We start from the raw sequence: 22,966 nt of genomic DNA on the forward strand, positions 1-22,966 counted from the left end.
CACCGCCGTGTCCGTCCCCGCAGCACCCCTCGACGCGCCACCGGGCCAGCCCAGGAAGGCCGCGACAGCCGCCTGGATCGGCAGCGCGCTGGAGTACTACGACTTCTTCATCTACGGCAGCGCGGCAGCGCTGATCTTCCCGGAGGTGTTCTTCGACGAGTCCGACCCGGCCACGGCGACCCTGCTGTCGCTGGCCACGTTCGGGGTCGCGTACGCGGCCCGCCCGGTCGGGGCCCTGTTCCTCGGGCACTTCGGCGACAAGGTCGGCCGCAAGAAGATCATGGTCTTCACGCTGATCCTGATGGGCCTGTCGACGTTCCTCATCGGCTGTCTGCCCACGCGCGACCAGGTCGGCACACTGGCGCCGGTCCTGCTGGTCCTGTGCCGGATCCTGCAGGGCATCTCGGCCGCCGGGGAGCAGGCCAGCGCCAACTCCATGTCGCTGGAACACGCGCCACCGGACAAACGCGGCTTCTTCACCAGCTTCACGCTCAGCGGCACCCAGGGCGGCCAGCTGCTCGCCACGCTGGTGTTCATCCCGGTCGCCGCGATGCCCGAGGACCAGTTGCTCGCCTGGGGCTGGCGCATCCCGTTCTGGATGAGCATCGCGGTCGCCGTCGTGGGGTACGTGATCCGGCGCACCCTCCAGGAGACGCCGACCTTCACGCAGCAGGCCGCCACCGAGGGCGTCGCGAAGATGCCCCTGGCCGTGCTGATGCGCGAGCACTGGGCGGACGTCCTGCGGGTGGTGGCGGCGGCCCTGGTCGCCTCGGTCAGCACGATCTTCACGGTGTGGGCGCTGGCGTACGCGACCAGTGACGCGGTCGGCATGGACCGCACGTCGATGCTGTGGGTGGGCGCGCTGGCCAACCTGGTCGCGCTCGGCGCGATCCCGCTGTGGGCCACCCTGTCCGACCGCATCGGCCGCCGCCCGGTCTTCCTGATCGGCGCCGCGGGCAGCGGCGTCATGATGTTCCTCTACCTGTGGGCCATCTCCACCGGCTCCTACCCGCTGGTCCTGGTCCTCGGCATCGTCACCTTCGGTGTCGTCTACAGCGCCGCGAACGGTGTCTGGCCGTCCTTCTACGGCGAGATGTTCTCCACCCGTGTCCGCCTGTCGGGCATGGCCATCGGCACGCAGATCGGCTTCGCGATAGCCGGTTTCGCGGTGACGTTCGCCGCGCAGATCGCGGGCCCGGACGGAGACGACTGGCTGTCGGTGGCCCTGTTCACGGCCGCGCTGTGCGTCCCCCCGGTGATCGCCGCACTGACGGCCCGAGAGACCCACAAGATCCCGACGGACCAACTGGGCGAGCGCACGGATCAGAAGTCACCGGACATCCTCACCCCGTCGGGCGTCTGAGACCCGCCGGTAACACTTCAGCCCGTCCGGCGTTTGAGGACCGGGGGTTCGGGGGCTGGCCCCCGAGTCAGTGACGGGACGGGTAGGGGCGGCGGGGGCGAAAACCCCTCGCCAGCCCCACCCAGCCCCTCCCCCGTCACCCCCGTCAGCTCAACTCCCCCCGGAGGTCAACGTGAGCCCAGGCTCCCCATAGGCATCCGCCGCCCCCAACACAGCGGTGAACACCCCCGCCCGCACCACGAGCCCCTCCCCCTCCCCCCACTCACACACCACACCCAACGGCTCCGCAGCCACAGCCCCGTACCGCACGGCGAACACATCGAGCCCCTCGGGCGAGTCCGCCGAGACCCCCACTTCCAGCGCACTGGTCGCCCGCACATGCCGCCACCCGGCGTCAGGGTCCCCGTACCCCCGAGGATCGGCGGCCAGCTCGAACGCGACCTGCTGCTGCGTGAGTTCGCTCCGCGCATCGAAGGTGTCCGCACCACCGCGCTGCGGATGGGTGAGCCGCAGCTCCCCGACCGCCGCGACGAGCGGAAGGTCGGCCACCCGCCGGAACCGGTCGCCGTCGGCGGTGACGTACGGCATCCCCGCGAGCAGATACCGCTCCCCGCCGAGCCGTTCGACGATGACGGTCATCCACAGCCGCGTCCCGTCCGTGACGTACAACGACCGTACGTGGCGCAGCACATGGTCCCGCCCGACGACGGGCTTGGTCACGAGCTTGGCGGCGAGCCCACCGGCACGATGGTCCGCGACCCGCACCGCGCCCATCGGACGGCACAGCAGGAAACCGTCCGAGGCGAGGCCGACGACGGGCCCGAAACCGTGCTGCCGGTTGACGGCGGCCGCGATGAGCGCCGTACCGCCGGCCTCGATCACCGAGGGGGTCATCCGGTCGTCGAACGACACCGTGACCGTGCCGGAGCGCAGTTGATGGCAGGCGGGTGCCGTGCTCGGGGCGCGGTGCCAGCCCGGGGTGTCCTGGATCTGCCAGACGAGCATGAACGCGAAGTGCCCGTCGACGCCTCCGTCGGCGCCGACCGCGTGCCGGCCCCAGCGCGAGTCCCCGGCGTAACGGCCGATGTCCGCGCCGATACGGCGCCCGAAGTACCGCAGCCCGAGCACCGACTCGAAGGCGGAGTGCTGCTCGCTGTAGCGCGGGCCGCCGATGTCGAAGCCGCTCCCGCAGACCCGCGCGTCGATGTACCGGGCGAGCGTGTCGCCGTCCTGGGCGAAGACCTCCTCGCCGCTGACCCGGTGGGCCTGGGCGAGGAAGGACAGGGAGATGGGCCCGTAGTTGTTGTCGTACGCGCCCCCGTGCTCGGGAGGCAGCGCCGCACCCCGGTCCCGTACGCGCCGGGCCCGGATCTCTTCCAGATACAGCCGCAGGGCCCGCTCGCGAACCGCCCCGCCCTCCTCGGGCGGAAGATGGCGGGCGAGCATCAGCCCGCCGACGACACAGCCGATGGCCTGGTTCGCGGCGTCCTGCGGGTTGAAGACCGTGGCCTCGGTCAGCCAGCGCCAGTAACCTCCTGCCACGCCGAGGAGTTCGCGGTACTGCTCGTCGTCGACGAGCCCGCCGGAGGACGCGTCGAGGACGTTGACGGCCTGGAGCAGCGCCCACACCGTGCTCGGCCAGTCCCCGATGGGATGCGCGCCGGGCTCCAGCACGTAACGGGCGTACGGGAGACCGGAGTCGCGTGCCGTCAGGTTCGGGTAGCCGGGGTTGTCCTCGGTGAAGACGCGCTCGCGCAGATGGAAGCCGAGGCTGCGGCGCACGGCCTCCGGCAGGCGCGGGTCCTTGGTGCGCTGCCAGGCGAGCGCGAGCAGGGAGGTGATGCCGAGCGAGGTGTCGCCGACGTCCTCGCCCGCGGCCGGGTTCTCAAGGTTGCCCTCGGGGGTGAGACGGGCCAGGGCCGTCGCCGTGACGCCGGTCAGGACGGCGTCGTACGCGGCCGGGTCGTCCGCGAGGTCGTGCAGCGGGCCGCGCTGGTGGAGGAGGTGCACGTGCATCTAGCCCTTCATACCGGAGGTGGCCAGGCCTTCCACGAGCCGCTTCTGGAAGATCAGGAAGCAGATGAGGGTGGGCAGCAGAGCGAGCGTCGACATGGCGAACATCGCGCCGTACGAGGAGCCGCTCGTCTGGTCCAGGAACAGGGTCAGGCCGAGGGGGACGGTGAACTTGTCGTTCTGCTGGAGGTAGACGAGCTGGTGCAGGAAATCGTCGTACGTCCAGATGAAGGTGAAGATCGTGGTGGTGATCAGCGCCGGTTTCATCAGGGGCAGGATGATCTTCCAGTAGATCTGGAAGGGGTTGGCGCCGTCCATCATGGCCGCCTGGTCCAGCTCGCGCGGGATGGACCGGATGAACTGGACCATGAGGAAGATGAAGAAGGCGTCCACCGCGAGGAACTTCGGCACGATCAGCGGCAGGAACGTGTTGATCCAGGTCAGGTTGTAGAAGATCGTGTACTGCGGGATCAGCACGGCCTGGGTGGGCAGCATCAGCGTGCCGAGCATGAGGCCGAACCAGATCTTCTTGCCGCGGAACTCGAAGCGCGCGAAGGCGTAGGCGGCCAGCGAGCAGGAGATGACGTTCCCGATCACCGCGCCGATCGTGACGATCAGCGAGTTGGTGATGTAGAGGGAGAAGGAGTTGCCGGAGCCGCTCCAGCCCTCGGAGTAGTTCTCGGGGCGCAGCGAGCCGGGGACGAGCCCCGGCTGGGTGAAGATCTCCGTGTCGGGCTTCAGCGAGCTGCTCAGCATCCACAGCAGCGGATAGAGCATGACGATCGCCACGCCGATGAGCACGGTGTGGAGGAAGACGCGGCGCGATCCGGTGGCCGAACGCAGCTTCCGCAGCGGCTGCTTCGGGTTCCGCGGCGCCGGCTTCGAGGGCCGGGTCGGGGTGATGGCGGACATGGGATGGAAGGCTCCTCGCTCGGACGTCGGTCCGTCGTCGGTCGGACGTCGACCGCCGGTCGTCGTCGGACGTCAGTCGTCATCGGTCGTCATCGGTCATCGGTCGTCAGTCGTCGTAGTGGACCCAGTAGCGGCTGGCGATGAAGTTGACCGCCGTGAACCCGGCGATGACCAGGAACAGCACCCAGGCGAGCGCCGAGGCGTATCCCATCTGGAGGTCGGTGAAGCCCTTCTTGTACAGGTAGAGGCTGTACAGCATGGTCGAGTTGAGGGGTCCGCCGGAGCCGTTGCTGATGACGAAGGCGGGGGTGAACGTCTTGAACGCGTCGATGATCTGCAGGACCACGTTGAAGAAGACGATCGGCGTCAGCAGCGGCAGGGTGATCCGGAAGAACCGCGTGACGGGTGTGACGCCGTCGATCGCGGCCGCCTCGTACACGTCCTTGGGCAGTTGCTTGAGGCCGGCGAGGAAGATGACCATCGGGGTGCCGAACTGCCAGACAGCCAGCAGGATCAGCGTGTAGATCGCGGTGTCGGGGCTGGAGATCCAGTCCTGGCCCTCGATGCCGAACCAGGCGAGGAAGTCGTTGAAGAGGCCGTCGCCGCCGAAGACCTGCCGCCACACGATGGCGATGGCCACCGCGCCGCCGAGCAGGGACGGCAGATAGAAGGCGGCCCGGTACAGACCGATGCCCCGCAGATCGCGGTTGAGCAGCATCGCCACACCCAGGGCGAGGGCCAGCTTCAGCGGCACCGAGACGACGACGTACAGCAGCGTGGCGTGCACCGAGTCCCAGAAGACCGGGTCCTGGGTGAACATCTTGTCGTAGTTGTCCACCCCGACCCACCGCGCGGGCGTCAGCAGGTCGAAGTCGGTGAAGGACAGATACAGCGAGGCCAGCATCGGATAGACCGTCAGCCCGAACAGGCCGATGAACCAGGGGGCCAGGAAGGCGTACGGCCACCAGCCGCCGCCCCGCCGTCTGGCGAGGCGGCGGCGCATACGGTCACGCTCCCGCTGGTCGGACGGGGTCGCAGGAGCAGCCTGCTCCTCGACGACCTCGCCACTCTTCGCAACGGTCATGCTCATCTCTCCCTGACCCTCTCCCGGTCTTCCAGTACTGCGAAGCAACTCGGCCGGCAGCAGCGCCCTCTTGGGGGCGCGGGGAACGGCGCAGTCTTTAGGGGCGCGGGGAACTGCGCGATCAGCCACAGCGGACCCGCAGCTCCAAGCGGCCCACCCCAAGCGGCCCACCCCAAGCGACCCACCCCGAGCGACCCACCCCGAGCGGCAGCGCTACCCCTCAAGAATCCCCGCGGACTGATCGAAGAACGCCCCGAGCTGCGCCTTGATCGACTTCTTCCCGAACGCCACCGCCAGGTTCGACTGGAACAACAGATCCCAGATCTGGTCGGCCCCCTGCGGCGGAGGCGCGGGCGCCGCGAGCGCATCGCTCGCCTTCCCGACCCGCTGCGCGATGTAGTCCGCGTTGGCCATGTTCAGCTTGTCCGTCTCGGTCAGCCCCGAGGCGATCAGCCCCCGCGCCTTCTCCGTCGGCGGAATCCCCCGCAGCAGCTGCATGTCCTTGATCGCGGTCTCGTCCTGCGCGAAGTACGACATGATCTTCACCGAGTCGGCGACCTTCTTGCTGGCCTTCGTCGCGCTCAGCAGCACACCGCCGTTGACGAAGTTGCCCTCGCGGGCCCCCGAGAAGTCGCCCTGCGGGGTGGGCAGGAAGTCGAGCTGCGCGTCGGTGATGGAACCGCCCGCGCCGTAGACACCGGAGTCGAAGGTGAACAGCGCCTTGCCGATGACGACCGCGTTCTTGGTGAGGTCGTTGTGCGCGGCGGAAGTGATCGCCGGCGGCGGCGAGGCGTTGGCCTTGCGCATCTCCGCCCAGTACTCCCACCACTCCTGGAGGGTGTCCGCGGTGAAGCCGAGCTTCTTGCCGTCCTCGGTGAAGAAGGTCTCGCCCTTCTCCCGCGCGAAGACCTCGAAGCACTGGAGGGTGGAGCCACCGCCGTCGTCGACACCGTAGATCTTGCCGCCGCTCTTCTTGTGGACGTCGGTGCCGATCTTCTTCAGGTCGGCCCAGGTCCATTCGCGGTCGGGCAGCTCCAGGCCGAGCTTCTCAAGACCGGTGCGGTTGACGGTGAGCTGGTTGACGCCGATGCCGGACGGCACGCCGTAGAGCTTGCCGTCGACGGTGCCCGCGGCGAGGAGCGTCTTGGAGAAACCGGTGAGGTCCAGGCTCTTGCCGACGTACGAGTCGATCGGGGCGAGGACACCCTTGCGGGCGTACTGGGCGACCAGCGCGGTGTCCATCTGCAGCAGGTCGGGGGCGCTGCCGCCGGCGATGTTGGTGTTGAACTTGTCGAAGTACCCGTCGTAGCCGGAGTAGGTCGGCCGGATCTTGATCTTCGGGTTCTTCTTCTGGAAGGCGGCGAGCACCTTCTTGTAGGCCGCGTGCCGGTCGTCGCTGCCCCACCAGATCATGGTCAGGTCGCTGCTGGTGCTGCCGGCGCCGGTGCCTCCGCTGCAGGCGCTCAGCGAGGTTCCGAGCGCTCCGGCGACCGCGATGCCGCTCGCGGAGCGGAACAGGGTTCTGCGCGAGATCTGGTGACCCACCGGGTCCTCCTGAAGGTGCGTAACGGATCCCCTGGCCGTCGAGCGGCTCGGGTCTTTGTCCCTGGGGTGAGGCCTTCCGGCGTGCGGCCTCGCCCGGCCGCATCGCTCTGACGAGTGGGGGTCCCCGGTCCGGGGCCCGTCGTCACATCCGCGTGGTCCGCCGGGAGAGCGGGCGGGTCGGCGCCCGGGTGGGGCGCCTCCCGGCCGAAGGCTCGGGGAGGGGATGGGGCGACAGGCCTTTGAGGCCGCAACCGCACGAGCGCGCCCTCGCACGGCTGCCGTACGTCGTGTACGGCGGGACGCCTCACCCAGGGCCGGGTCCCGCCGGCCATGGAAAGCGCTTGTCCGGACATTGGCAGACCCGCGGCTGACCCGTCAATGCTTGACCCGCACCCCACCGGTCACGGTTTCGATTCCATGGGCCACCGCGAGGCGGCTCGCACCCGCCACGGTGCCGCTGTCGCCGACCATGCTGCTGACCACCTCGGTGGGCCAGCTGAGCCGCGCCAACTCGTCCCGTACACCGGGCAGGAGCTGCGGAAACGCGCCGATCGCGCCACCCAGCACGATCAGCCCCGGGTCCAGCACGGCGACCACCGCTGCGGCCAGCCGGCCGATGTCGGCGGCGTGGTGGCCGACCACGGCACGGGCGGTGGAGTGCCCCTCCTCGGCGAGGGCGAAGAGCCGCTCGGGAGTACGGGGACAGGGGCCGTCGGCGCCGTGCCAGGCCTCCTCGGCCCGGCGCAGGAGCGAACGGGAACCCATCCGCTCCTCCAGGGCCTCCCGGCGCGGTGCACGGCCGTCGTCCCACGGGTAGGGCAGTCGGGCCAGTTCGCCCGCGGCGCCGTTCGCGCCGCGCAGCACCCGGCCGCCGATGACGATGCCGAGGCCGATCCCCACACCGATCCGCAGATAGCCGAACGAGTCACGGTCGCGGGCGGCGCCCTGGTGCAGTTCGGCGAGCGCCGCGCAGTTGACGTTGTTCTCCAGGTGGACGGGGACCTCCGGCGGCAGCGCGACCGCCATGGCGTCGAAGGCGGGGCCCGCCTTCTCGGTCGCGGGGCGCATACCGGTGCCGTCCCGGTCCCGTGCGGTGACGTCTCCGACGGCCACGACGACGGCGCGCAGCGGGGCTCCGGCGGGCAGGGCGGCGAGGGCCGCGCGGACCGTGTCGGCGGAGTCCGCCCGCGGTCCGGTGCCCCGGGCGAGCAGGGTGCCGTCCAGGGCGCAGCCGCGTACCTGTGTGTGGGTGGGGCCGAGATCGACGGCGAGCACGGCGCCCGCGGCCGGGCCCAGGCCGTAGACGGCGGCGGATCGGCCGGTGCCGCCGGAGGCGGTGCCGGAGCAGGCGGCCAGCCCGGCGCCCTCCAGCTCGGCCACGGCGGTGGAGACGGTCGGTTTGGACAGACCCGCGCCGGCCGCCAGCTGGGGGCGGGTGGCGGTGCCCGACGCGGCCAGCACGGCGAACACCGCGCGGGCGCTCTCGCTCAGGTTCATGCTCTCCCTCAGGTCATGCCGTGGCGGTCCGCCGCTCGGGTCCGTCCGGCCCTCGTCGCAACCGTTGTACGGCATGGGTTCCGCAACCCTTGACGCACCCTACTTCGTTAGTTAACTTCCTAACGAACTCGTGCGGTACTCGCCTGCCGCACTCCCCCGAAGCCCGTCCCGGGGCTTCCCTAGACCGTGTCCGCAACGTCCCGCCGTTCGCCCGGAGGGCGGGTCCCGCGGTGTCCGACGCGTGCCCTCGGCACGCCGGGCGGAGCCCCTTGTACGGGACGTACTCGGGTCTTCGCCCGGTGCGGCGAGTGGGTCCCCCCAACCGAAACCGGGGGAGCTTGCCAGGCGTCGCGGGGCGGGGGCACCTCCCTGCCGAAAGCCGGGGCAGGGACTTCGCGGACGCGGCCCGGCCGCTGTTCGCAGGCACGGTTCGCCCGCCGTCCGCTTCGCCTGCGCGCACCGCGTACTCACGGTGTCGCGCTTCGACGAAAGAGACTCCGTGCCGGACTTCACGCCTGTCGCCGTCGGTATCGACGTGGGCGGCACCAAGACACATGTGCGCGCGCGAGCCGGGGGCTACGGGCCCGAGCCCGGCTCCGGGTCCGGCTCCGCGGCTGACCCTGGGGCCGAGCCTGCCGCTGTCTCCGTGGCTGCCTCTCCGGTTGCCTCTGCGGCTGTCGCGGGCACGGTTGCCGATCACGTGCGCGAGAGCACGGGATGGCGACCGCACGATCCGGCGTCCGCCGCCGCCTGGCTGGCCGCGCTGATCGACGACGTACTGCCCCGGGGCACCCGCCCGGCGGCGGTGGCCGTCGGCGGGCACGCCTGTGAGACACCCCGCCAGTGCGAGGAGATCCGCTCCGCTCTCCACGCGCTGTTGCGGGTGCCCTGCCGTGTGGTCGGCGACGCCGAACTCCTCGTCCCCGCGGCGGGTCTGGCCGAGGGCGTCGGCCTCGTCGCCGGCACCGGCTCGGTCGCGGTGGGGCACCTGCCCGACGGCGCCGGGATCCAGGTGGGCGGCTGGGGCGCGGTGCTCGGCGACGAGGGCGGGTCGGCCGGTCTCGTGCGTGAGGCCGCGCGGGCCCTGTGGGCGTCCCATGACCGCGGTGAGCCGCCGGACGTCCTCGCGGACCGGCTGACCGCCGCGTTCGGGGTGCCCGAAGTACCCGCGCTGGGCGCGGCGTTGGAGAGCGCGACCGATGTCTCCGCGGAGTGGGGACGCCATGCCCCCAGTGTGTTCGCGGCGGCCGAGGAAGGCTCGTCGCTCGCCCGCGCGGTGATCGCCGAGGGCGGCCGGGCGCTGGCGCGGCTCGTCGTACTGCTCGCCGGACGCGGAGTCCCCGTGGACGACGTGGTGGTGGCGGGCGGGGCGGTCCTGGGCCGCCCGGTGCTGTACGAGGCGTTCACCGCCGCGCTCGCCGAGGCGTTGCCGTCGGCACGGCCGAGGCCGCTGCGGGTGCCGCCGGTGGAGGGGGCCGTGGCGCTGGCCAGGGCTCTCCTGTGAGGCGCGGCGCGCTGGCCGCCCCCGCCGTGACCGGCAAGGCCGCATTCGTCCCGACCGTCCCGATCATCCCGACCGTCATGACTTCAGCACGACCTTCGACACGAACTTCAGCACGATCAGAAGGAGAGGCATTTCCATGCCCGGTGCGCACCCCCGTCCCCCTCGCGGTAGAGCCGATATCGGTACCGATGCCGATGCCGATGCAGGTACCGATGCCGCTGCCACTGCCGGTATCGACCGGCGCGTGTTCCTGCGGGGCTCCGTGGGTGTCTCGGCCGGACTGATCGCGGCCCCCGCGGTCGTGGCCTGGCCCGCCACCGCGTCGGCATCGACCCTGACGGCACCGACCGCCACGGCCACCACGGCTGCCCCAGCCGCCACCGCGGCGACGAACGCGTCCGCCGCCTTCGTGGACGCGTACACCACGAACGTCCTCGGCAACCTCACGTCCGAGACCAACGCGGCCGTGCACATCCTCGACGGCTTCGCGCGCGTCTGGAAGACGGGCGCGGCCTGGGACACCGGCACCCCGCTGATGCCCGAGGTCCTGCGCGCCAACATGCGCTACTGCGCCCGCGTCACCCGGCGCCGCACCGACGCCGAGGCGCGCACCGCCTTCGTCCACGACCGCCAGCACCAGAGTTACGCGGTGATCGCCGGCCTCGGCCCGCTCGCCGACCTCTACCGGAGCGGGGCGAAGGCCGTCACCGGCATCACCTCGGCGCCGGACGGCATTCCGGCGGGCCGGATCAACGACACGCTCCCCGCCGACGCGCCCGCGGGCTCCGCGCTGGGCGCCGGTTCGCACAGCTCGGACCTCGGCAAGGTCGCGGAGCTGGTCGACACGGTGCGGGGGCCGTTCGCGTCGAGCAACCCGTCCAAACTCGCCTACCAGTACCCGCGTCCGTGGCGCATGACCGAGGGCAGCCGGATCGTCGCCACGGGCGCGAACGACGAACTGGGCTTCCCCGTCTACGAGTCCGACGTCGTGGTCGTCCCCCAACTGCTGCGGCAGCGTGGCACCGACCCGGCCGACGACGGGGGTTTCACCAGCGGCCACACGAACGCCTTCTACCTCGCGGCCCTGTCCCTGGCGTACGCGGTCCCGGAGCGGTTCCAGGAGTTGGTGGCCCGTGCCTCCGAACTCGCCCACACCCGCGTCGTGTCGGGCATGCACTCCACCGTCGACGTGGTGGGCGGCCGGGTCCTCGCGACGGCTCTCGCGGCGGCGGCGCTCGCCGATCCCGCGAACGCCGGCCTGAAGGCGGCGGCGCGGGCCCAGGCCGCGGCGTACTTCCAGGAGCGGACCGGTTCGACCGCGGACACCCTCTACGCCTACGCGCATGCGGCGGGCCCGGACACCGACCCGTACGCGGACCGTGCCGCCAACCGGGCTGCTGTCGAACCCCGGTTGACGTACGTGCTGCCCAAGCGGGCCGCGCACGGCGCGCACGACCGCATGAGCGTGCCGAAGGGCGCCGAGGTGCTGCTGGAGACGCGGCTGCCCTATCTCTCCGCGGCCCAGCGGCGCGAGGTGCTGCGGACGACCGCGCTGCCCGCCGGATACGTCCTGCTGGACGGCTTCGAGAAGTGGGGGCGGCTGAACCTCTTCGCCGCCGCCGACGGGTACGGGGCCTTCGACGCCGACGCGCACGTCACGCTGGACGCCGCCGCGGGGGGCTTCGGCGCCGCCGACACCTGGCGCAACGACATCGGCGGCCGGGGCGGGCTCGTCAAGCGCGGCAGCGGAACGTTGTGCCTGGCCGGCGACAACGCGTACACCGGCGGGACCGCGCTGGAGGAAGGCGTCCTCGCGACCGCCTCGGCGTCGGCGCTGGGACACGGTGACGTACGGGTCGGGGGCGGGACCCTGCGGGTGGCTTCGCCGCTGCGGGTGCGGGGTGCGTACGCCCAGGCGTCCGGTACGACGCTGGAGGTGACACTCACGGGTTCCGGGGCACCGGCGCTCACGGTGGACCGCCGTGTGCTGCTCGACCGGGGCGGCCGTCTCGTCGTCCACCTCGCCGGTTCGTACCGGCCGCGCCGGGGCACGACCCTTCCCGTGATCGAGACGCGGTCGCTGCGCGGGCGTTTCGCCGAGGTGGTGGTGAACGGCGCCCACACGAAGCCGGTCTTCACATCCCGGGGCCTGTCAATCCACATCCCATGACGCCGACCGCGGCCCGGCGGGGGCCGTTCGCCACGCCCCTTGTGCTTCGTCTACGGCTCGGTGGGGGCTGATCGCGCAGTTCCCCGCGCCCCTTGCGATTCGTCTGCGGCCTGGTCGAGGCCGTTCGCGCCGTTCCCCGCGCCCCTTGTGCTTCGTCTGCGACCCGGTGGGAGCTGGTCGCGCAGTTCCCCGCGCCCCTTAAGGGGCAAAAGCAGGGGCGCAGCCCTGTTTTTGAGGGGCGCGGGGAACGGCGCGGCCCACCCCCACCGCCCCGCACGGGCCCCCTTAGGGGCGCGGGGAACTGCGCGGCTCACCCCCACCGCCCGCAGCCGGAGTCGAACGTCAGCCCCCTTTAGGGGCGCGGGGAACTGCGCGAACGGCCCCCACCGGCCCGCAGCCGAAAGCTCTTCCGCAGACACCCCAAAGGGGCGCGGGGAACGGCGCGACGGACCCGCACAGACCCGCAGCCGAGACCGCCCCCGGAACGGCTCAGTGCCCCTCCATCGCCCAAGCCCGGACCCCGTCAGCCCGCGGCACCGCAGCCGCACCCAGCCACCCCGCCACAGCGGCAGCGATCGGCTGACCCGACTCGATCTGCACGAACCCGAACTGCCCCGACTGATTGCACTCCAGGAACCACCACATCCCCTCGGCATCCTCGGCGAAGTCGAACGCTCCGAAGGCCAGCCCGGCCTCCCGGAGATACGTGGTGACGCCCGCCGCGACGGACGACGGCGTGTCCACCGGCTGCCACAGCGCCTCCGAGGGCGCGAACCGGACGTCCACCTCGTCGGGGTCGGCGTCCGGCGCGACCGCCTTGCGCGCGGCGAACATCCGCTCGCCGACGCAGGTGAGCCTGATGTCCGCCCGTTTGGCCACCCGCCGTTGCAGCAGAGTGGGCCCGAACGCGACGGCCGCGAAGTCGGTGTCGGGTGCCACCCGGCTGGTGGGCACCGCCCTGGGCGGTTCCTGCGGATGCGCGCCCGACACGGGCTTGACCACGAGATCCGGGAAGCGGTCCGCGAAGTCCCGGGCCGCCTGCGGGAACGTCGTGATCAACGTGGCGGGTACGGGCAGACCGCAGCGCTGCGCCAGGGACAGCTGCCAGGGCTTGTGACGGGCCCGGCGGGCCGCGTCGGGGTGGTTCATCCAGCGTGCGTCGGTGGAGCGCAGCATGCCGTAGAGCGCCTGCCCGGACTCCTCGGTCAGCCAGTCGGAGGGCTCGGCGGCATGGGAGGCGGCCGCACCGGGCCTGCGGATCCAGACGGACCGCAGACCGCCCATGCTCACCAGCCTGCCGCCGGCGGACAGATGCCCGCGAAAGGTGCCGCGCACGTACTCTCCGGACAGGGCCACCGGACCGGGAAGATCGGCGGGATCGAGGCGGACGACCGGGACGGCGCCCCTGTCGAGCTCCGCCACCACCATGTCCGCGGTCACATCCTGTTCGCACGTCAGGATCAGAACCGTCATCGTCGGGGGTCCGAAATCAGTCGTCGAAGTGGGTCTTTGAGCCCGCTGTGGAAGTCGTGGACCCCAACTCCCGCAACACGGCGTAGTCATGCGCGGCCAGCCGCCCGTCGGGAAACACATTCAATTGCAGTCTGGAGTCATAGGCATACGGAGCGCTGACCTCCAACTGCTGGGCCGGACGGGCGTAGTTGAGCGCGAACGGTCGCATCGGTTCTCCTTGCTCGGTGCGGATCCGACCAAGCGGATCGTGACGCTCCGGCGTCACGTTACCTGGCGGGTCCACAGGGCTTCCACGGAGATATACGAATCGAACTGGAGAATGGTTGCCTCACGCTGCGTAGTCATCGGACGGGTACGGTCCGTGACGTGATCCAGCCGCGCCGATCGTCCGTGCACGGGGCAGCCATTCACCTCTGGAGACGCAGGTCGAAGAGTTACGGATCCGAGGTGGAGCCGCAGTTCAGCGCACTGACGCACACGTTCCTCCGCCGCGCGCCCCGCACGCCGGTGTGGTGTCCCGGGACCGGTGATGCCTGGGCGCACCGGTCCACGAGCCCTCGTACGGGTCCGGCCGCGGCCGTGAATTTCATTCGGAGGACACCCCCCACACAGCTACTCTCGTAGCGCTTCCCGATCTCCACGCCTCATCGCCGACCGCTCGCCGATATCCCTTTTCCGCCGCTTTCAGACCGTCAACCGGAGGCAGACATGGACCAGTTGCAGCAAGAAGTGGATCCGGCGGAAGTCGGTCTGGACCCGGCGGCCCTGGACCGTCTCGACCGGTTCTACGCCCGTCGCGTGAACGACGGTCTCCTTCCCGGGTACCTCGTTTCCGTGAGTCGTCACGGACGTGTCGCGCATCTCACGTCGTACGGCCTGCGCGACCGGGAGGCCGGCCTCCCCGTCACCGCCGACACGGTGTGGCGGCTCTACTCGATGACCAAGCCGGTGGCGTCCGTCGCCGCGCTGATGCTCCACGAGGAGGGCCTGCTCGGCCTCGACGATCCGGTCTCCCGCCATCTGCCGTCCTTCGCGGACCTCCGGGTCTACGAGAGCGGCACGGGAGACAACCTCAGGACCCGCCCGGCCGACGGCCCGCTCCTGGTCAGGCATCTGCTGACGCACACCGCGGGCATGACCATCGGCGCCTACCGCACCCACCCCGTGGACGCCCTCTACCGGGCCGCGGGGGTCGAGATCCAGGCACCGGAGGGCGCGGATCTCGCCGAGGCGTGCGAGCTGTACGCGAGCCTGCCCCTGCAGTTCGAGCCGGGGACCCAGTGGAACTACTCGGTCGCGACCAATGTGGTCGGCCGCCTCATCGAGGTGGTGACGGGCCGTCCGCTGGACGCGTTCCTCGCCGAACGGGTCTTCGCGCCCCTGGGGATGACCGACACGGGCTTCCACGTCTCGGGGGAGCAGGCCGACCGACTGGCGGTCCTCTACCAGGAGAACCCGGAACCCCCGGAGGGACAGGAAGGAGAGGAAGGGCAGGAGGGACGGGCCGCCGGGATCACCCCGCTCCCCGGCCCGCCCGTGCACGAGCGCCCACGGCTGCTCTCGTGCAGCAGCGGCCTCGTGGGAACGGCCGGCGACTACCACCGCTTCATGGAGTTCCTCCGCCGACGCGGCGAACTCGACGGCGTACGGCTCCTCTCCCCCGACACCGTGGACACCATGACGACGAACCAACTCCCCGCCGACCTGCACGCCTTCGGCAGCAGGCCGATCCACGGGCAGCCGGACAACGCGGGCCTCGGCTTCGGCCTCGGCGTCTCGGTCGTGGTGGACGCGGACCGCACACCGTCCCCGGAGAGCGAGGGCTCGTACGGCTGGAGCGGCGCGGGCGGCACGACCTTCTGGGTCGACCCCCGCAACGACCTGACCGTCCAGTTCATGACCCAGGTCCGCCCCGCGGCAACGCTGTCCTTCCACGAACTGAAGAGTTTCGTGCACGAGGCCCTCGAAGGCTGACAGTCCCGTGCCCCTCCTCCGTGCCCCGGCCTCGCGGGCAAGGTTTCTGCAAGCGTCCGGCAAGGACACCGTCCGGCCGGGCGGGCAGGACGTCCCCGACGAAATCGGCTGTACGACACGGGGGATGTCATGTCGGCATTCAGTACGTCCACGGGGGCCGGAAGGCTCCCGGTCCGTCAGTGGCTCACACTGACCGGACGCAAGACCGTCCTGGTGGTCGCGCACACCGTGACCTACGGAAAGCGGCTCCTCGACGTGGTCTCGTTGCTGGAGTCGGACCTGCGGGTCCAGGTGGTGTTCACGGTCCCGCCGCACGAACTGGGCGACGGGGCCGCCAGGTTCCTGCGGCAGTCGGGAAGCGTGGTGCTGCCGTGGGAAGAGGCGGTACGCATCGACTTCGACCTGGCCCTCGCGGCCGGACCGCGTGCCATGGAGGAGGTGCGCGCCCAGGTGGTGCTCCTGCCGCACGGGGCGAACTTCCTCAAGCGTCTCGTCGGAGCCACGGACTCCCGGACTGCTGACTCCCAAGTGCTCGGCCTCAGACGGGAGGACGTGCTGCTCGGCGGGAAACCCCCGGCGGCTGTGGTCCTCGCACACGAGAACGACCTCGGTGAACTGGCCAGGACCTGCCCGGAGGCGCTCGGGGCGGCCCACGTGGTGGGGGATCCCGTACGCGACCGTATCGTGGCCGCTCTCCCCGGACGGGACGTCTACCGTCGTGCCCTGGGACTCGACGACGAACGGGAACTCGTCGCCGTGACCTCGACCTGGGGTCCCGGTTCGGCCTTCGCCCGTTTCGAGTCGCTGCTTCCCCGGCTGATGGACCAGACGCGCGACAGCACGCGGCGGCTCGCCGTGCTCGTCCATCCCAATGTGTGGTCGGGGCACGGCTCCCGGCAGGTCCGGGCCTGGCTCGCCTCCTGGACGACACGGGGCATGGGGGTCGTGCCGCCGGACATGGACTGGCGGTCGGTGCTGTGTGCGTCGGACCTGATCATCGGCGACCACGGCTCGGTGACGCTGTACGGGACACTGACCCGGGCACCCATTCTCCTCGCGGCGACCCCGGACGAGGAGATCAACCCGGCCTCGCCCGCCGCGGAACTGGCGATGCTGGCACCGGCGCTCTCGCCGTTCCACCCGTTGTCCGAACAGTTCGCCTACGCCACCGCCGAGTACCACAGACCGGCGTACGAGGCCGTCGCCGCGCGGATCACCTCCGAACCGGGGCGGTTCAACCGGAACATGCGGGCGCTGCTCTACCGGCTGCTCGGTCTGGGACAGCCCGCGCACGATCCGGTGATCCCGCTCCTCCCCGTACCGGATCGGCGCCAGGTCTGGTCCGGCACCGGGGTGGAGGTACCGGCATGAGGGTCGTACGGCCGGGCTACCTGTGGTCGGCGGGCTGCCTGGCCGCCGATGTCGACCGGGCCGGAAGCCGCAAGGACCTCGCGGACCTCCTCCGGGGCCACCGGCCGAGGCGGGATGTCACGGACGCGGCGCAGGAGGCGGCGGAGTTGCTGACCACGTATCCGGGGTGTGCGCTGGTCCTGCTCCCGCTCGTCGACGGTGGCTGGGTGGCGGCCGGGCGACGGAGCGGCCGTTCGCCGAACCGGTTCTTCCTGTACCGGTGTTCACCCGGGCGGGAGACCTGCGAGGCGTTCCCTGAGCCGACGGGCGTCCTCGACACCGATCGGTGCGCACAGGTCGAGGGAACGCCAGTAGTGGTCGCGGGCGACGTCCGTACGGCCGCTGTCCTGTGCCGTCTGCCCGAGCATCTCCAGGGTGCGGGCCTGCCAGTGGACCGACCCGGAGCGCTCGAACGTTCCTAGCGCATCCATCAGTTGGGTGGTACCGGATTCGTAAGCCCCGGCACAGGCGCGTGCGCGGCCCAGGAAGGCCAGCGCACGCGCGGTGTCATGGGGGTCCGGTACAGCCGCGAGCGTGGTGTGGGCATGCTCGAAATGCCTGACGGCGAGAAGGGGTTCGCCGTCGGCGAGCGCGATCTCGCCGAGCACGATCCGGGCCAGGCCGGTCCCGCGCGCGTAACCCGTCTCCTCCCACAGGGCGATGGCCCGATCGAGGTACGGGACCGCCTGCACGAGTCGACCCGCCTCGTAGTGGGCGGCGCCGATACCGAGAAGGGCCTGGCCCTCGTCCCTGCGGTCACCGGCCAGCCGTGCGGCCTCGCATGACGCGCCGTACCAGTCGATCGCCTCGTCGATGCGCCGGGCGGCGCTCAGGCCGATGGCACCGGAGTTGAGCATCTGGCGTTCGGCCGCGGCATGGTCGGCGAGCCGGGCGGCGGCGAGCCCTCGCTCGTGCGCCTCGATCCACAGGTCGTAGTAGCGCAATTTGAGGAACAGCGGCCACATGGCGTCGGCACACTGCCATACGAGGGTGTGCCAGCCGTACGCCCCCGCCGTGCGCAGCACGGTCATGAGGTTCACCCGGTGCCGGTCCAGCCAGCGCAGCGCGCCGCTCTCGTCCGTGAACGGCGTCGGCAGGTAGGGCTGATGGACGTGGTCCCGGTCCAGGGTGAACTGGGCGGGAGTGATCAGTTTCTCGGCCTCCGTGGCCGTGGCGAGATACCAGTCGGCCACCCGGCGCACCGCGTCGAGCGCCTCGGCCTCCGTGCCTCGCTGCCGGGCGTGCAGTCGGACGAGGTCGTGGAACGTGTATGTGTCCGCCCCCGGGTCCTGCAGCAGGTTGGCCTCGACGAGGACATCGAGGAGTTCGTCCGCCTCCTGGAGCGTGTGTCCGCCGGCCGCGGCGGCGATCGCGCCGTCCAGTTCGGGCAGGGGCAGGTGCCCCAGCCGCCGGTAGAGCCGGGCCGCCGAGGCCGGCAGAACCTCGTACGAGTCGTCGAGCGCTCCGCGCACCGCTGTCTCTCCGTCCACCTTGAGCACGGCCAGTCGGTCGGCGGGCCGCGCCAGCGCGTCGGCCAGGGCGCCCAGGGGCTGGCGGGGGCGCGCGGCCAGCCGGGCCGAGGCCACACAGACGGCCAGGGGCAGTCCGGCGCACAGGGCCACCACGCGGCGGGCGGCGGCCGGGTCGTCGTCCACCCGGTCCCGGCCGATGGTCCGGGTCAGCAGTGCCTCCGCGGCATGCGGCGGCAGTACGTCGAGCGAGTGGAAGACCGCCCCGTCCATGCGCAGTCCGGTCAGTCGCCGGCGGCTTGTGACCACGACGAGGCTGTGCTGCGAACCCGGCAGCAAGGGGCGCGCCTGTGCCGCGGTGCAGACGTTGTCGAGCATGACGACCAGTCGCAGGCCGGAGGTGAGCGAACGCCACAGCGCGGTCTGTTCGGCGAGGTCGGCGGGTACCGGACCGGGATACAAGGCACGCAGGAACCGGCCGAGGATCTCGCTCGGCGACGCCGCGTCCTCAAGGGTGTGGCCTCGCAGGTCCGCGTAGAAGTGGCCGTCGGGAAAGTCGGCGTCGTCACAGGCCCGGAGCCATCTGGTGACCAGCGAGGTCTTGCCCACCCCGGCGGTACCCGTCACCACGAGCAGGCCGGCACTGTTCGCGGACAGTTCCCGCAGGGAGGCCAGATCGCTCTCACGGTCGGTGAAGTGTCGCGGAACGGGCAGCAGTTGACGGGGAACAGGGACGTCGGGCGGCGGCTGGTACACATGGAGACCCCCGTGCACCTCACCTGCCTGGACGGTGACTCCCGTCAGTCGCGCCGAGCCGCCGATGCGGTTGCTGACGCTCTTGCGGCTGCTGTCGCCGTGACCGGTCATGCGCGCCCCCGTGGTCGAATCCGAGCACACACGCGGCACGGGCGTGTGCCGTTCGCAGGGATCGAGAGATGCCCTACCCGCCACGGACACCCGATAAGAACCCGATCAGGTCCTGATAAGGACAAGGATCCGGCCGAGAGTTCGATACGCCTGGTGTGCCCGATGCCCCGGTGTCATTCTGTGCAGTCCAACAGTTCGATCCATAGTTCAATACCGGGTGCCGGCGAGAGGAAACGCTGGTGGAGATCCATGTGCTCGGGCCCGTCGGCCTCGTCCTCCACGAGCGCCGGATCGGTCTCGGCTCCGACAAGGCTAGGCTCGCCCTGGCCGCTTTGGCACTGGAGGTCGGTCGTCCCGTCCCGCTGGACACGCTGGTCGACCGTCTGTGGGACGACCCGCCGTCCCGGGCCCGGGAGAACGTGCACACGTACATCTCCAGGATCCGGCGGACGATCCGCACGGCGGCCGCCGCCGCGCCGGAGCTGAGGGCCCCGTCCATCGACCACCGCACCCACACGTACACCCTGGTCGCCGACCGGGACTCGGTCGACTGGCACCGGTACCGTCGCCTCGCCGAACGGGCCGGGGTGGTCTCCGCCGAGGGCGACGACGTACGGGCCGCAGGGCTCATGCGGGAGGCCGAGTGCATGTGGCAGGAGCCGCTCGCGGGCCTGCCCGGACTGTGGCCCGAACGCGTCCGCACGAGTCTGGCGGAGCACAGGCGAGGGATCGTCGCCACCCGGATCGCCGTGGAACTGCGGCTGGGCCGGTTCACGGAGATGGCGGGCGAGCTGTCGTCCCTCGTGGAGCAGTACCCGTCGGACGAGACGCTGGCGGGCCAGTTGATGACCGCACACTACGGCAGCGGACGGCACGCGGAAGCACTTCTCCTCTACCAGCGGGTCCGCAGGATTCTGAGCGCCGACTTCGGCACTGATCCGGGTGAGGAACTCGTCCGGATCCACCAGCACATCCTCGGCAGGGCGCCGGTACGGGAACTCACAGGACAGACCGCCCCCGAACCGGCCGTCCGCGCGGCAGAACCGCGGGCCGGCTTCCGCCGGGTGACGGGACATCTCCCCCGGCAGACCGCGCTCATCGGCCGCCACGAGGAGATGGGGCGGATCCGCGCGGCCATGGACACAGCTTCTGAACACGGCTCGGTCGTCACACTGGAGTCCATCTCCGGCATGGCGGGGGTCGGAAAGTCCGCGCTGGCCATGGGCGCGGCCGACAAGCTGGGCGACCGCTTCCCGGACCACCTGTATCTCAACCTCAGGGCCCACGCCGCGGGGCAGGAACCGCTCGAACCGGCGGACGCGCTCGCCACCCTGTTACGCATGCTCGACGTGCCCCCGCAGTCCATTCCCACGGATGTCGACGAACGGGCCGCCCTCTGGCGCAAGGCCCTGGGGCACCGACGGGCTCTGATCATTCTCGACGATGCGGCGGGGCCCGAACAGGTCCGGCCCCTGCTGCCGGGCGCGGCCGAGTGCTTCACCCTCGTCACGAGCCGTCGCCGGCTGGTCGGGCTGCCGGGCGGCCGGGCGCTGGCCCTGGACGTACTGCCGCCGGATGACGCGGTCGAACTGTTCCGCGAGTTCGCGGGGCTCCGAGCCACCGACGACGGGGACGATACCGGGGACATCGCCGAGATCGTGAGGCTCTGCGGATACCTGCCGCTCGCGATAGAGATCGCCGCCAACCGGCTGAGCGCACACCCTTCCTGGAACCTCGCCGTGCTGGGCGAACGGCTCTCGCGCTCCGACGGGCGCCTCGCCGAGATCCGCGACGGATATTCCGAGATAACTCGCGCGTTCGAGGTCTCGTACCAGACGCTCACGGCGGAGGAACAGTCGACCTTCCGGCTACTCAGTCTGCACGTGGGGCCGGAGTTCGGCCTGTCCGCGGCGGCCGCGCTGCTCGGGCGTACGGTCACCGGCACGGAACGGCTCCTTGAGTCGCTGCTCCAGTGCCACCTGTTGCTGGAACCAGTCCCGAACCGCTTCCAGTTCCACGACCTCCTGGGCGAGTACGCGCACCTGCTGTGTGCCGGCCAGGACCCGGAGGAACAACGCGAAGCCGCCCGGCAGCGACTGGCGGGCCACTACCTCCGTACCGCCGACCACTGCGACCGCCTACTGTATCCACGGCGCATCCGGCTGGAGGCGGCGGAATTCACCGCCGGGACGTCCGACTCAACTCCCCTGGACCCCACGGCGTGCGTACGGGGCCACGCCCCGGCGGACGCCTCGGAGGCCCTTGCCTGGTTCGTGGCCGAGCGGGTCAACCTCCTGGGCGTCGAGGAGTACCTCAGGACACACGACCCCCGGTCGCAGGCCGCCCTCCTCAGCCATGTCCTGGCGGGTTTTCTGGACAGCGAGTGCTACTGGACGGACTCCGTCCGGCTGCACGGCGCGGCGGCCGAGTTCTGGAGCGGGAACGTGGACCGAAGCGGAGGCGACGGCCCGGGCCGGGGCCGGCACGAGGCCGGGCTGTGCCGGGCCCTTCTCGACCTCGCGACCGCCTACATGGCGACCAGTCTGTACGCGCATGCCGAGCGGGCGGCGACGGACGCCCTGCGGCTCGCCAGGGTCGTGCACGACGCCGACGCGGAGGCGGAGGCCTTGCGTGAACTGGGCATCCTGTACTGGCACATGAGCCAGTACGAGCGGGCGCTGGACTTCCACAAGCAGTCGCTGGCGCTGTGTGCGCGGACCGGCGACCAGTGGCGGCTCGCGCGCTGCCGGAACAACATAGCGATATGCCTGCTCTACTTCGGTGAGCATGACGCCTCCATGACGTACGTCCAGAACGCGATCAGCGGGTTCCGCGCGGCGGACGACCCTCGGATGCTGGCCAAGACCATGAACAACCTCGGGACCCTGTATCTCCACATGGGCGATCCGGAACTGGCACGTCAGACGATGGAGCAGGCCCTCAGGATCGCGGAGCGCGCGGGCAACCGGTCGGACAGGGCGACCCTGCAAATCAATCTCGCGGAGATCCTCGCCTCGTCGGGGGATCCTCACACCGCGCTCGCGATGTACCGCACCGCGCTGCCGATCTTCCGCAAGCTGGCCGACCGGAAGAACGAAGCGATCACGCTCACGCGTCTCGGCGATGTCTACCACCACGTGTCCCAGACGGAACACGCCGTCACCCACCTCCAGCAGGCACTAGCGCTCTCCCGGAGCATCGGCGCGACGCTGGAGGAGATCCAAGCCGAACGCCTCCTCGGCAAGTGCGAGTTCGCGCTCGGCCACGTGGATGTCGCCGTGCGCCACCTTGAGTCGGCGCGTGACTCGGCACGACGGATCCACGCGCCCGAGGAGGAGGGTCTGGCGGAGGCGGCCCTGGCGGAGATCCACCGCAAGCGATCAGAACCGAACGCGATCGATCGGGATTGACTCGTTGCAATTGCATACACCCTGATGGCACTCGGAAGGCTGCAAGCAGATTACACGCGTCAACATGCAGGTTTGGATGCAGAGTTGTAAGGAAGGTGATAGATATTTGCCGTGACTGAAACTCCCACCTCGCGAGGTACTGTGCTTCTCATCATCACAGCAGCAGTCATTGCACTGCTCTCCCTCCCGACGGTTGCTTATGCAATGCCTTCCGGGCCGTCCCTCCAGCTTGCGGGTGCGGACTCCTGCATACCCACGAAGGCCGCCGCGAGCCG

14 protein-coding genes are annotated in these 22,966 nt (G+C 70.7%); 6 read left to right on the top strand and 8 right to left on the bottom strand.

Annotation, left to right across the window (positions count from 1 at the left end):
- Nucleotides 1-7: 7 nt before the first annotated feature.
- The gene (locus J8N05_RS29130; protein WP_210888036.1) at nucleotides 8-1,363 is read left to right on the top strand and encodes an MFS transporter; all 1,356 of its coding nucleotides are present in this window, start codon (nucleotides 8-10) and stop codon (nucleotides 1,361-1,363) included.
- Between the two features lie 150 nt (nucleotides 1,364-1,513).
- On the opposite strand, the gene J8N05_RS29135 is transcribed toward J8N05_RS29130, so the two are convergent.
- The 5 genes from J8N05_RS29135 to J8N05_RS29155 form a co-directional block, all read right to left on the bottom strand.
- A complete protein-coding gene (locus tag J8N05_RS29135; RefSeq protein WP_210890473.1) occupies nucleotides 1,514-3,373 on the bottom strand; it encodes a hypothetical protein in 1,860 nt (619 codons plus the stop codon).
- 6 nt (nucleotides 3,374-3,379) lie between these two features.
- A complete protein-coding gene (locus J8N05_RS29140; RefSeq protein ID WP_210888039.1) occupies nucleotides 3,380-4,288 on the bottom strand; it encodes a carbohydrate ABC transporter permease in 909 nt (302 codons plus the stop codon).
- 106 nt (nucleotides 4,289-4,394) lie between these two features.
- Nucleotides 4,395-5,372, bottom strand: coding sequence for a carbohydrate ABC transporter permease (locus J8N05_RS29145; protein ID WP_210888042.1), 978 nt, complete (start codon nucleotides 5,370-5,372; stop codon nucleotides 4,395-4,397).
- Between the two features lie 213 nt (nucleotides 5,373-5,585).
- The gene (locus tag J8N05_RS29150) at nucleotides 5,586-6,917 is read right to left on the bottom strand and encodes an ABC transporter substrate-binding protein (protein ID WP_210888044.1); all 1,332 of its coding nucleotides are present in this window, start codon (nucleotides 6,915-6,917) and stop codon (nucleotides 5,586-5,588) included.
- A 375-nt stretch (nucleotides 6,918-7,292) separates the two neighbouring features.
- Nucleotides 7,293-8,414: an ROK family transcriptional regulator gene (locus J8N05_RS29155; RefSeq protein WP_210888047.1), complete on the bottom strand. Its 1,122-nt coding sequence runs from the start codon at nucleotides 8,412-8,414 to the stop codon at nucleotides 7,293-7,295.
- Nucleotides 8,415-9,060: 646 nt separating this feature from the next.
- Here J8N05_RS29155 and J8N05_RS29160 point away from each other — a divergent pair.
- Together J8N05_RS29160 and J8N05_RS29165 are read left to right on the top strand one after the other, a co-directional pair.
- On the top strand, nucleotides 9,061-9,918 hold the full coding sequence (locus tag J8N05_RS29160) for an N-acetylglucosamine kinase (RefSeq protein WP_407699982.1): 858 nt from the start codon (nucleotides 9,061-9,063) through the stop codon (nucleotides 9,916-9,918).
- A gap of 244 nt (nucleotides 9,919-10,162) precedes the next feature.
- Nucleotides 10,163-12,088 (top strand): phosphatase PAP2 family protein, encoded by a 1,926-nt coding sequence (locus tag J8N05_RS29165; RefSeq protein ID WP_247706545.1) that lies wholly within the window; start codon nucleotides 10,163-10,165, stop codon nucleotides 12,086-12,088.
- A 489-nt stretch (nucleotides 12,089-12,577) separates the two neighbouring features.
- Here the strand turns inward: J8N05_RS29165 and tgmB are convergent, their stop codons facing one another.
- Together tgmB and tgmA are read right to left on the bottom strand one after the other, a co-directional pair.
- On the bottom strand, nucleotides 12,578-13,561 hold the full coding sequence (gene tgmB / locus J8N05_RS29170; protein WP_210888056.1) for an ATP-grasp ribosomal peptide maturase: 984 nt from the start codon (nucleotides 13,559-13,561) through the stop codon (nucleotides 12,578-12,580).
- A gap of 16 nt (nucleotides 13,562-13,577) precedes the next feature.
- On the bottom strand, nucleotides 13,578-13,769 hold the full coding sequence (gene tgmA, locus J8N05_RS29175) for a putative ATP-grasp-modified RiPP (RefSeq protein ID WP_107016910.1): 192 nt from the start codon (nucleotides 13,767-13,769) through the stop codon (nucleotides 13,578-13,580).
- A gap of 500 nt (nucleotides 13,770-14,269) precedes the next feature.
- Between tgmA and J8N05_RS29180 the strand changes: the two genes are divergently transcribed.
- The gene (locus J8N05_RS29180; protein ID WP_210888059.1) at nucleotides 14,270-15,535 is read left to right on the top strand and encodes a serine hydrolase domain-containing protein; all 1,266 of its coding nucleotides are present in this window, start codon (nucleotides 14,270-14,272) and stop codon (nucleotides 15,533-15,535) included.
- A 129-nt stretch (nucleotides 15,536-15,664) separates the two neighbouring features.
- Entirely contained in the window at nucleotides 15,665-16,906 is a 1,242-nt protein-coding gene (locus J8N05_RS29185) for a hypothetical protein (RefSeq protein WP_210888062.1), read from the top strand.
- Between the two features lie 263 nt (nucleotides 16,907-17,169).
- Here the strand turns inward: J8N05_RS29185 and J8N05_RS29190 are convergent, their stop codons facing one another.
- Nucleotides 17,170-19,281, bottom strand: coding sequence for a tetratricopeptide repeat protein (locus J8N05_RS29190; RefSeq protein WP_210888065.1), 2,112 nt, complete (start codon nucleotides 19,279-19,281; stop codon nucleotides 17,170-17,172).
- A gap of 239 nt (nucleotides 19,282-19,520) precedes the next feature.
- Between J8N05_RS29190 and J8N05_RS29195 the strand changes: the two genes are divergently transcribed.
- Nucleotides 19,521-22,691: an AfsR/SARP family transcriptional regulator gene (locus tag J8N05_RS29195; RefSeq protein ID WP_210888068.1), complete on the top strand. Its 3,171-nt coding sequence runs from the start codon at nucleotides 19,521-19,523 to the stop codon at nucleotides 22,689-22,691.
- Nucleotides 22,692-22,966: the final 275 nt, after the last annotated feature.

It is taken from the genome of Streptomyces liliiviolaceus (assembly GCF_018070025.1).
GTDB lineage: Bacteria > Actinomycetota > Actinomycetes > Streptomycetales > Streptomycetaceae > Streptomyces > Streptomyces liliiviolaceus.

Bases quoted from the DNA above. Each gene is read 5' to 3' on its own strand.
- J8N05_RS29140 (WP_210888039.1), bottom strand. From the start codon at position 4,288: ATGTCCGCCATCACCCCGACCCGGCCCTCGAAGCCGGCGCCGCGGAAC.
- J8N05_RS29155 (WP_210888047.1), bottom strand. From the start codon at position 8,414: ATGAACCTGAGCGAGAGCGCCCGCGCGGTGTTCGCCGTGCTGGCCGCG.
- J8N05_RS29190 (WP_210888065.1), bottom strand. From the start codon at position 19,281: ATGACCGGTCACGGCGACAGCAGCCGCAAGAGCGTCAGCAACCGCATC.
- J8N05_RS29180 (WP_210888059.1), top strand. From the start codon at position 14,270: ATGGACCAGTTGCAGCAAGAAGTGGATCCGGCGGAAGTCGGTCTGGAC.
- J8N05_RS29145 (WP_210888042.1), bottom strand. From the start codon at position 5,372: ATGACCGTTGCGAAGAGTGGCGAGGTCGTCGAGGAGCAGGCTGCTCCT.
- tgmA (WP_107016910.1), bottom strand. From the start codon at position 13,769: ATGCGACCGTTCGCGCTCAACTACGCCCGTCCGGCCCAGCAGTTGGAG.
- J8N05_RS29185 (WP_210888062.1), top strand. From the start codon at position 15,665: ATGTCGGCATTCAGTACGTCCACGGGGGCCGGAAGGCTCCCGGTCCGT.
- tgmB (WP_210888056.1), bottom strand. From the start codon at position 13,561: ATGACGGTTCTGATCCTGACGTGCGAACAGGATGTGACCGCGGACATG.